At 66.4% G+C, this 8,993-nt stretch carries 8 protein-coding genes; 3 read left to right on the top strand and 5 right to left on the bottom strand.

Features of this window, described 5'->3' with window-relative positions; genetic code table 11:
* Window positions 1-231 precede the first annotated feature (231 nt).
* The 3 genes from sphsw_RS06320 to sphsw_RS06310 all read right to left on the bottom strand — a co-directional run bounded on the left by sphsw_RS06320 (window position 232) and on the right by sphsw_RS06310 (window position 3,440).
* Entirely contained in the window at window positions 232-1,008 is a 777-nt protein-coding gene (locus sphsw_RS06320; RefSeq protein WP_031439861.1) for an enoyl-CoA hydratase, read from the bottom strand.
* A gap of 104 nt (window positions 1,009-1,112) precedes the next feature.
* The gene (locus tag sphsw_RS06315) at window positions 1,113-2,153 is read right to left on the bottom strand and encodes an enoyl-CoA hydratase/isomerase family protein (RefSeq protein WP_031439860.1); all 1,041 of its coding nucleotides are present in this window, start codon (window positions 2,151-2,153) and stop codon (window positions 1,113-1,115) included.
* Between the two features lie 141 nt (window positions 2,154-2,294).
* Entirely contained in the window at window positions 2,295-3,440 is a 1,146-nt protein-coding gene (locus tag sphsw_RS06310; RefSeq protein WP_031439859.1) for an acyl-CoA dehydrogenase family protein, read from the bottom strand.
* 113 nt (window positions 3,441-3,553) lie between these two features.
* On the opposite strand from sphsw_RS06310, the gene sphsw_RS06305 reads away from it, so the two are divergent.
* A complete protein-coding gene (locus tag sphsw_RS06305) occupies window positions 3,554-3,871 on the top strand; it encodes a GIY-YIG nuclease family protein (protein WP_031439858.1) in 318 nt (105 codons plus the stop codon).
* A gap of 94 nt (window positions 3,872-3,965) precedes the next feature.
* On the opposite strand, the gene sphsw_RS06300 is transcribed toward sphsw_RS06305, so the two are convergent.
* Complete coding sequence (locus tag sphsw_RS06300; protein WP_031439857.1) at window positions 3,966-5,483, bottom strand: CoA-acylating methylmalonate-semialdehyde dehydrogenase; 1,518 nt, start codon at window positions 5,481-5,483, stop codon at window positions 3,966-3,968.
* A gap of 94 nt (window positions 5,484-5,577) precedes the next feature.
* On the opposite strand from sphsw_RS06300, the gene sphsw_RS06295 reads away from it, so the two are divergent.
* Window positions 5,578-6,462 carry a LysR family transcriptional regulator gene (locus sphsw_RS06295; protein WP_031394236.1) on the top strand — a complete coding sequence of 295 codons (885 nt, stop codon included), beginning with the start codon at window positions 5,578-5,580 and terminating at the stop codon, window positions 6,460-6,462.
* Here the strand turns inward: sphsw_RS06295 and sphsw_RS06290 are convergent.
* Entirely contained in the window at window positions 6,459-6,845 is a 387-nt protein-coding gene (locus sphsw_RS06290) for a potassium channel family protein (RefSeq protein WP_042466673.1), read from the bottom strand. The two genes, sphsw_RS06295 and sphsw_RS06290, sit on opposite strands and share 4 nt — an antisense overlap.
* Before the next feature lie 143 nt (window positions 6,846-6,988).
* Here sphsw_RS06290 and sphsw_RS06285 point away from each other — a divergent pair, with 143 nt between their 5' ends.
* Window positions 6,989-8,932, top strand: coding sequence for a CocE/NonD family hydrolase (locus sphsw_RS06285; RefSeq protein WP_031439855.1), 1,944 nt, complete (start codon window positions 6,989-6,991; stop codon window positions 8,930-8,932).
* The last annotated feature ends 61 nt before the right edge of the window (window positions 8,933-8,993 follow it).

Here is an 8,993-nt window from a genome sequence, read left to right as displayed (position 1 = left end):
CATGTTGCCGAGCCCGATGAATCCGATCCGTGCCATGTTCTCTCTCCTAAATCTGCCGCGGCGACTGTGCCGCTCGCGATCCAACAGCGTCATCCGCGACTAGGTCCCGCACGCCCCCAACCCCGTCATCCTGACGAAAGTCAGGATCCAGAGCCAGGAACGACACCGCCAGTAACCCTGGATCCTGACTTTCGTCAGGATGACGGGCAGCGACGATGACGGGTGGCCGCGCTACTTGCCCGTCCAAGCCCCCGCGCGCTTCTCGACGAACGCTGCCATGCCTTCGCTCTGATCCGCGGTGCCGAACAGGCCGTGGAACAGACGCCGCTCGAACTGGACGCCCATCGCGAGCCCCGTCTCGAACGCCGCGTTGACCATTTCCTTGTTCGCCAGCACCGCCAGTGGCGCCATTGCGGCGATGGCGGCTGCGGTCTTTACCGCCTCCTCGACCAGCTCGTCGGCAGGCACGATCCGCGACACCAGCCCGGCGCGCTCGGCCTCGACCGCATCCATCATCCGCCCGGTCAGCACCATCTCCATCGCCTTGGCCTTGCCGACCGCATGCGTGAGGCGCTGCGACCCGCCCATGCCGGGGGAGACGGCGAGCTTGATCTCGGGCTGGCCGAACTTGGCGGTGTCGGCGGCGAGGATGAAGTCGCACATCATCGCGACCTCGCAGCCGCCGCCCAGCGCATAGCCCGCGACCGCGGCGATGATCGGCTTGCGCGTCCGCGTCACCTGCTCCCAGCCGGCGAAGAAGTTGCTCGCATACATGTCGGCAAAGCCCTGGCTCTGCATCTCCTTGATGTCCGCGCCCGCCGCGAACGCCTTGGCCGAACCGGTCAGCACCGCACAGCCCTGCGACGGATCCGCATCGAACGCGGCGAACGCGGCGATCAGGTCGGCGAGCACCTGCGAGTTGAGCGCGTTGAGCGCCTGCGGCCGGTTTAGCGTGACGAGCGTCACCGCACCGCGCTGCTCGACGAGGATCGTTTCGTAATCGGCCATCTCAGTCTCCAATAAGCATCGTCATCCTGGACTTGATCCAGGATCCAGAGCCACGAGCGTTATCGTACCTGGCTCTGGATCCCGACTTTCGTCCCGATGACGGATTAGCCCGGCGTCCACGCCTCGGCCTCGGGCAACGGCGCGAAGATCTGGTCGATCACGTGATCGCTCACCGCCTCGGGCGTCGCCGGATCCCAGCGCGGCGCATTGTCCTTGTCGACGATCACCGCGCGCACGCCCTCGATGAAGTCATGCCGCTGCACGACATGCGCGCCGACCGCATATTCCTGTTTCATCTCGTCCGCGAAACTCGCCATCGCCGCGCCTTCGCGGAGCAGCCGGAGCGACACCTTCATCGTCTGCGGCGACTTGGTCTTGAGCGTCGCAAGCGTCTTCGCGGCCCACTCACCACCATCGGCGTCGAGCGCGGCATAGATCTCCTCGAGCACATCGGACGCGAACAACCGGTCGATATCGTCCTTGCGCGCAAGTATCGCCGCTTCGGGTGCCTCGGTCGACAGCGCGTTCAGAACGCCAGCAATATCCTGCGGCGTCTCCGCGATCCGCGCCTTGGCGGTGTCGAGCGTGTCGCCCGGCAGATAATGCGTCGCCAACCCCAGCGCGACACACTCCGCGCCATCGAGCCGGTGCCCGGTCAGCGCGAGATACTGCCCGATCCGCCCGGGCAGCCGCGACAGATACCAGCCGCCGCCCACATCGGGGAACAGCCCGATCCCCGTCTCGGGCATCGCGAACTTCGTATTCTCGGTCGCCACCCGGTACGCGCACGGCAAAGCGAGCCCGACGCCGCCGCCCATCGTGATCCCGTCCATGAACACGACGATCGGCTTGGCATAGACGAACAGCCGGTGGTTCATCCGATACTCGGCATGGAAGAACGCGCGCGCCGCGACGCCGTCGCCGGCGCCCGACGCGGCCAGCATCCGGATATCGCCCCCGGCGCAGAACCCACGACCCTCGGCGTGATCCACTACGATCGCCTCAACCGACGCATCCCCGCGCCACGCCTCAAGCGCCTCCAGCACGCCTTCGCACATCGCAAGGTTCAGCGCGTGCAACGCCTTGGGCCGATTCAGCCGAAGCCGGCCGACAGGCCCTTCGACGGTCGTGATCAGGTCATTCATAAATCACCTCCCCGGCGAAGGCCGGGGTCCAGTTGGAAAGGTCGATGTAACAGAGGATGTCACCAAGCCGATTCGCGTCCCCCACCTGGACCCCGGCCTCCGCCGGGGTGGATGCTGTTCGGCAGTCGGTGACCATATCCATCATTGCCGGGTCAGCTCGCGGCCGACGATCATGCGCATGACCTGGTTGGTACCCTCGAGGATCGAATGCACACGCAGGTCGCGCCAGAAGCGTTCGATCGGGTAATCCTGCAGATACCCGTAGCCGCCGTGCAGCTGCAACGCGCGGTCGACCACCGACGAGCCGGTGTCCGTCGCCAGCCGCTTCGCCATCGCCGCGAACTTGGTCTTGTCGGGCGCGTTCGCCGTGACCTTGGCCGCCGCGATATAGAGCAGCGCGCGCGCCGCCTCCAATTCGGTCGCCATGTCGGCCAGCATGAACTGCGTGTTCTGGAAGTCCGCGATGGGCTTGCCGAACTGCTTGCGGTCGCGCGTATAGGCGATCGCCTCGTCGAGACACCGCTGCGCCCCGCCAAGCGAGCAGGCGCCGATGTTAAGCCGCCCGCCGTCGAGCCCCATCATCGCGATCCGAAACCCCTCGCCCTCGCCGCCGACCATGTTGGCCGCCGGCACGCGGACGCCGTCGAAGATCACCTGCCGAGTCGGCTGCGAATGCCAGCCGAGCTTCTTCTCGTTCGCACCGAACGACACGCCGGGCATGTCCTTCTCGATCACGAGGCAGGAAATACCCTTGGGCCCGTCCTCCCCGGTGCGGACCATGGTGACGTACACCTCATTCTCGCCCGCGCCCGAGATGAACTGCTTCGATCCTGTCACGATCCAGTCGTCGCCGTCGCGCACCGCGCGCGTCTTGAGCGCGGCGGCGTCGGAGCCCGAGCCCGGCTCGGTCAGGCAATAGCTCGCCAGCCGGTCCATCGTCACCAGATCGGGGAGATACTTGTCCTTCACCGCGGCCGAGCCGAACCGGTCGATCATCCACGCCGCCATGTTGTGGATGCTGATGAACGCGCTGGTCGACGGACACCCATACGACATCGCCTCCATGATCAACGCGGCTTCGAGACGCCCGAGCGCGATGCCGCCGCTCTCCTCGCTGACATAGATCGCCGCGAAACCGAGCTCGGCCGCCGCCTTGATCGTGTCGCGCGGGAAGATGTGCTTCTCGTCCCACTCGGCCGCATGCGGCGTGATCCGGTCGGCGGTAAAGCGGCGCGCGAGCTCCTGGATCTCGCGCTGGTCGTCGGTGAGGTCGAACTGGTTGGTCATCGGGCTTTCCTGTGTCGTCATACTGGGCTTGACCCAGTATCCAGAGCGGCGAATGCTGGCGCCTGTGGCTCTGGATCCTGACTTTCGTCACGATGACGGGGTGGGGGAAGGATATGGCTAGGCAACCCGCGGTCTATATCATGGCGAGCGGGCGCAACGGAACGCTCTACATCGGCGTCACGTCCGACCTGATGGCGCGGATCGTTCAGCACCGCGACGGCATGTTCGACGGGTTCTCAAAGCGATACGGCGTGAACCGGCTTGTCTGGTTTGCGATGGCAGACACGATGGACGCGGCGATCACGCGCGAGAAACAGCTCAAGGTCTGGAAACGGTCGTGGAAGACCACGCTGATCGAGACGGACAACCCGACCTGGCGCGATCTGGCCGAAGACTGGGGCTTCGACCCCCTCCCCACCCCGTCATCCTGACGAAAGTCAGGATCCAGAGCCACGGGCGTTGCGCTCGATGGCTCTGGATCCTGGATCAAGTCCAGGATGACGGAAGAAGGAAAGATCAATCCGATTACCCCATCGTCGGAATGACGAACGCGTTGGCGGCATCACCCACCCCGCCATCGGGCCAGCGTTGCGTGATCGTCTTGACCTTGGTCCAGAACTTCACGCCCTCCATGCCGTGCTGGTTGGTGTCGCCGAACGCGCTGCGCTTCCAGCCGCCGAACGTGTGATACGCGACCGGCACCGGGATCGGCACGTTGATTCCCACCATCCCGACATTCACCCGCGCCGCGAACTCGCGCGCGGCGTGGCCGTTGCGTGTGAAGATCGCGACGCCGTTGCCGTACTGATGCTCGCTCGGCAACCGCACCGCTTCCTCGAAATCCCTGGCGCGGACGATCTGCAACACCGGCCCGAAGATCTCCTCCTTATACGCCGACATCTCCGTGGTGACGTGATCGAACAGCGACGGCCCGATGAAGAACCCCTTCTCATGCCCCTGCAGCTCGAACCCGCGCCCGTCGACGACCAGTTCCGCACCCTCGTCGACACCCGTCTGGATCCAGTTCTCGATGCGGCTGCGATGCGCCGCGTTCACCACCGGGCCGTAATGCGCGTCATTGTCGGTCGAAACACCCACGCGCAGCGCGGCGATCGCCGGGATCAGCTTCTCACGCAAAGCAATCGCCGTCTTCTCGCCGACCGGCACCACCACCGGCAATGCCATGCACCGCTCGCCAGCGCTCCCGAACGCTGCGCCCGACAGGTCGGCGACGACCTGGTCTAGGTCCGCGTCGGGCATGACGATGCCATGGTTCTTCGCTCCGCCCATCGCCTGGACGCGCTTGCCCGCCTCGACGCCGCGGCGGTACACGTAATGCGCGATGTCGGACGAGCCGACGAAGCTGACCGCCGAGATCGCCGGATGATCGAGGATCGCATCGACCATTTCCTTGTCGCCGTGCACCACCTGGAAGATGCCCTCGGGCAGCCCCGCCTCGAGGAACAGCTCGCCCAGCCGCACCGGCACTGACGGATCGCGCTCGCTCGGCTTCAGGATGAACGCGTTGCCCGTCGCGATCGCGACCCCGCTCATCCACAGCGGGATCATCGCCGGGAAGTTGAACGGCGTGATCCCGGCACCGATGCCGAGCGGCTGGCGCATCGAATAGACGTCGATCCCCGTCCCCGCGCCCTGCGTATACTCGCCCTTGAGAATGTGCGGGATGCCGCAGCAGAACTCGATCACCTCCAGCCCGCGCTGGATATCGCCCTTCGAGTCCGCGATCACCTTGCCGTGCTCGGACGACAGCAGCCGCGCGAGCTCATCCATGTTCGCCTCGACCAGCCGCTTGAACTCGAACATCACGCGCGCGCGGCGCTGCGGGTTGGTCGCTGCCCAGCCCGGCTGCGCCTTCTGCGCGGCGGCGACTGCCCGGTCGAGGTCGGCCTGCGTGCCCAGCGTCACGCGCGCCTGGATCTCGCCGCTATTGGGATCGAACACGTCGCCGCTGCGGCCGCCGCCGGAGGACGGTCCACCCGCGGTGCCGCCTGCGATCAGATGCTCGATGGTGCGAACGGTCATGGCGCCTCTCCTTGTTTTGCGGCCTCTACACCACCGCATCCCGCACGACACAAGCGATAGACTTGCAGGCGCGAGCTGCATATTTGCAGCCGGCATGGACTGGAGCGACCTGCCGATCTTCCTTGAAGTCGCCCGCGCGCAGCAGCTTGGCCGTGCCGCGGCGAGCCTTGGCGTCGATGCGACGACGGTTGGCCGCCGCCTCCGCCGGCTCGAGACCGCGGTTGGCCAGCGGCTGTTCGAACAGGGTCCCGACGGCCAGATCCTGACCAGCGCGGGCGAGGACCTGCTCGCGCGCGCGACCGCGATGGCGGCGATCGCGTCGGACATCCGTACCCCGCCTGCGGGCCGGACCGAGGTCGACGGCACGATCCGCGTCAGCGTCGCCGAAGGGTTCGGCACCTGGTTCGTCAGCCGACATCTCGGCACGCTCGCACAGGCGCATCCCAAGCTCGCGGTCGATCTCGTCGCGACCAGCGGCTTCCTCAACCCGACCCGGCGCGAGACCGACGTCGCGGTCCTGCTCGCCCGCCCGCGCCGCGGTCCGCTGCGGACGCGCAAGCTCACCGACTATACGCTGCGGCTCTACGCATCGGCGGAGCATCTCGCGGCGCACGGTCCGGTCCACGGCATCGCCGACCTGCGCGACCGGCGGATGATCGGCTATGTCCCCGATATCGTCTATGCGCCCGAGCTGCGCTATCTCGACGAGATCCCGGGCGTCCGCGACCCCGTGCTGCGTTCGTCGAGCATCAACGCGCAGGCGCACATGATTGCGGCCGGCGCAGGCATCGGCGTGCTCCCCTGCTTCATCGGCGAGGCCTATCCCGGGCTTGTCGCGATCCTCCCCGACATCCGCATCAGCCGCGCCTTCTGGCTGGTGACGCACCAGGACACCGGCCGTTTCGACGCGATCCGCGCTTTTACCGACTGGCTCGTTGCACTCGTCGGCCGTGAGCGCGCGGTGCTGGTCGCCGACTAGGGCTGACGCGGCTCGCGCGAAAGGATCGCCTCGATCCGCGCGAGCGCCAACTTGATCTCCTCCTGCTCGGCATGCGTGAAGGCGTCGCTGTCGACGATCATCTTGGCCGCCATCTTCGCGGTCAGCAGCGGTACGAGGAACAGCGGTACCGCATGCATCAGCGCGACCGCGACGATCTTGCCCCCCATCGTCACCGGAAACACGTCGCCATAGCCGATCGTCATCGCGGTCACGAACGACCACCAGATGCCGACATCGACCGGCTTGCCCTCGAACGTCGCAAACAGCGCCGCGCAGATCAGGATGGTCGAGACATAGCCGACGATCAGGATCGGCAAGGCCTGGATGAACGGCCGCCACGATCCCTTTGCCCTGCGCGCCATGATACCCCCCGGTTGTTTCGGCGCATCATCCAGCAAGCGGCCGACATTTCAAGCGGTACGCACGCGGCTGATCGATCACGAACCCGATTGCCCCCGCGCGACAATTGCGCCTAGCTTGGCCGCATCCTCTTCCGGAGCGTTTCATGACCCTCAAGCTCGTCCTTCTTGCCTCGATCGCGCTCGCCACCGTTTCGTCGGCGCAGGTGCCCCAGACTGTTTCTGACAAGACTGCCCCCGCCGGCGGCGATGTCCCCGCCAAGTTCGTCCCCGCCACCGCCAACCGCGACTACGTCAAGCGCGAGGTGATGGTCCCGATGCGCGACGGGACGAAGCTCTACACCGTCATCGTCTATCCCAAGGGGCTGGCCAACGCGCCGATCGTGCTGACGCGCACGCCGTATGACGCGAAGTCGCGCGCGACGCGGATGGACAGCCCAAGCATCCTCTCGACGCTGCCGCTTGCCGACGAGATGTTCGTCAAGGGCGGGTATATTCGCGTCTATCAGGACGTCCGCGGCAAATATGGCTCGGAGGGCGAGTATGTCGTCACGCGCCCGGTGATCGGCCCGCTCAACCCGACCAAGGTCGATCACGTCACCGACGCCTATGACACGATCGACTGGCTGGTGAACAAGGCGAACCTGCCCGAATCGAACGGCCGCGTCGGCATGATCGGGTCGTCCTATGAGGGCTTCACCGTCGTCATGGCGTTGCTCAACCCGCACCCCGCGCTCAAGGCCGCGGTGCCAGAAAGCCCGATGATCGACGGCTGGATGGGCGACGACTGGTTCCATTACGGCGCGTTCCGCCTCGCCAACATCGCCTGGCTCGGCGGCCAGACCGGCTACAAGGGCGCGGGCAAGGCGCCGCCGACCGGCGGCTATGACGATTACGAGAATTTCCGTCGCATCGGCTCGGCGGGCGACTGGGCCAAGGCGTCGGGATACGACCAGCTTCCCTATTGGCAGCGCATGGTCGCACATCCCGCCTATGACGGATTCTGGCAGGGCCAGGCGCTCGACAAGTTGCTCGCCGCCAACCCTTCGAACGTGCCGACGCTCTGGGAACAGGGGCTGTGGGATCAGGAGGACATGTACGGCGCGATCACCGCGTGGGAGGCGCTGAAGGCGAAGGGCAAGATGGGCAACAACCATCTCGTCATGGGTCCGTGGCGGCACAGCCAGGTCAATCGCGACGGCCGCAGCCTCGGCCCGTTCCAGTGGGACGGCGACACCGCGCAGCAGTTCCGCGAACAGATGGTGCTGCCGATGTTCGACCAGTATCTGAAGGACGGCCCCGCGGTCACGCTGCCCGCCGCCGCGATCTACAACACCGGCGAGAATCACTGGGACAGGCTGTCGACCTGGCCACTCGCCTGCGAGAGCGGCTGTGCCGCGCCTCTCAAGCCGATCTACCTCGGTGCCGAGGGCGGGCTGGGCTTCACCAAGGCCGCGAGCGGCGGCGACAGCTATGTCTCCGACCCCGCCAAGCCCGTCCCGCATCTGCCGCGCCCGGTCAATTTCGGCGACGGCCGCTGGGGCGACTGGCTGGTCAGCGACCAGCGCGGGGTGGATGGCCGCACCGACGTGATGACCTATACGACCGACGTACTGACGACCCCGGTCCGCGTGTCGGGCGCGCCGATCGCGGACATCTATGCCAAGACGACGGGGACCGATGCCGACTTCGTCGTCAAGGTGATCGACGTCTATCCCGACGAGGTCGCGAGCGATCCGAAGATGGGCGGCTATGAACTGCCGATCAGCCTCGACATCTTCCGCGGCCGCTACCGCGACAGCTTCGCCAAGCCGAGTGCGATTCCTGTCGGCAAGACGCAGCGCTACAAGTTCCGCCTGCCGACGGTGAACCACGTGTTCCAGCCGGGGCACCGGATCATGGTGCAGGTCCAGTCGAGCCTGTTCCCGCTCTACGACCGCAACCCGCAGACCTTCGTCCCCAACATCTTCCTTGCGAAGAAGGCGGACTACAAGAAGGCGACGGTAACGATCGAACGCGGCGGCGCGACGGCGAGCGCGGTGTGGCTGCCGGTGGTCGCGGTCGACCAGTCGGCCGTGCTGGCGAAGTAAGCCCCCCGCCCCACCACCGTCATTCCCGCGGAGGCGGGAACCCAGACTGGCTGGCCTCACG

It is taken from the genome of Sphingomonas sp. FUKUSWIS1, assembly GCF_000733135.1.
Lineage (GTDB): Bacteria > Pseudomonadota > Alphaproteobacteria > Sphingomonadales > Sphingomonadaceae > Sphingomonas > Sphingomonas aerolata.
The sequence above is the reverse complement of the archived record's forward strand: the minus strand, read 5'-3'. Positions and strand labels throughout refer to the sequence as shown.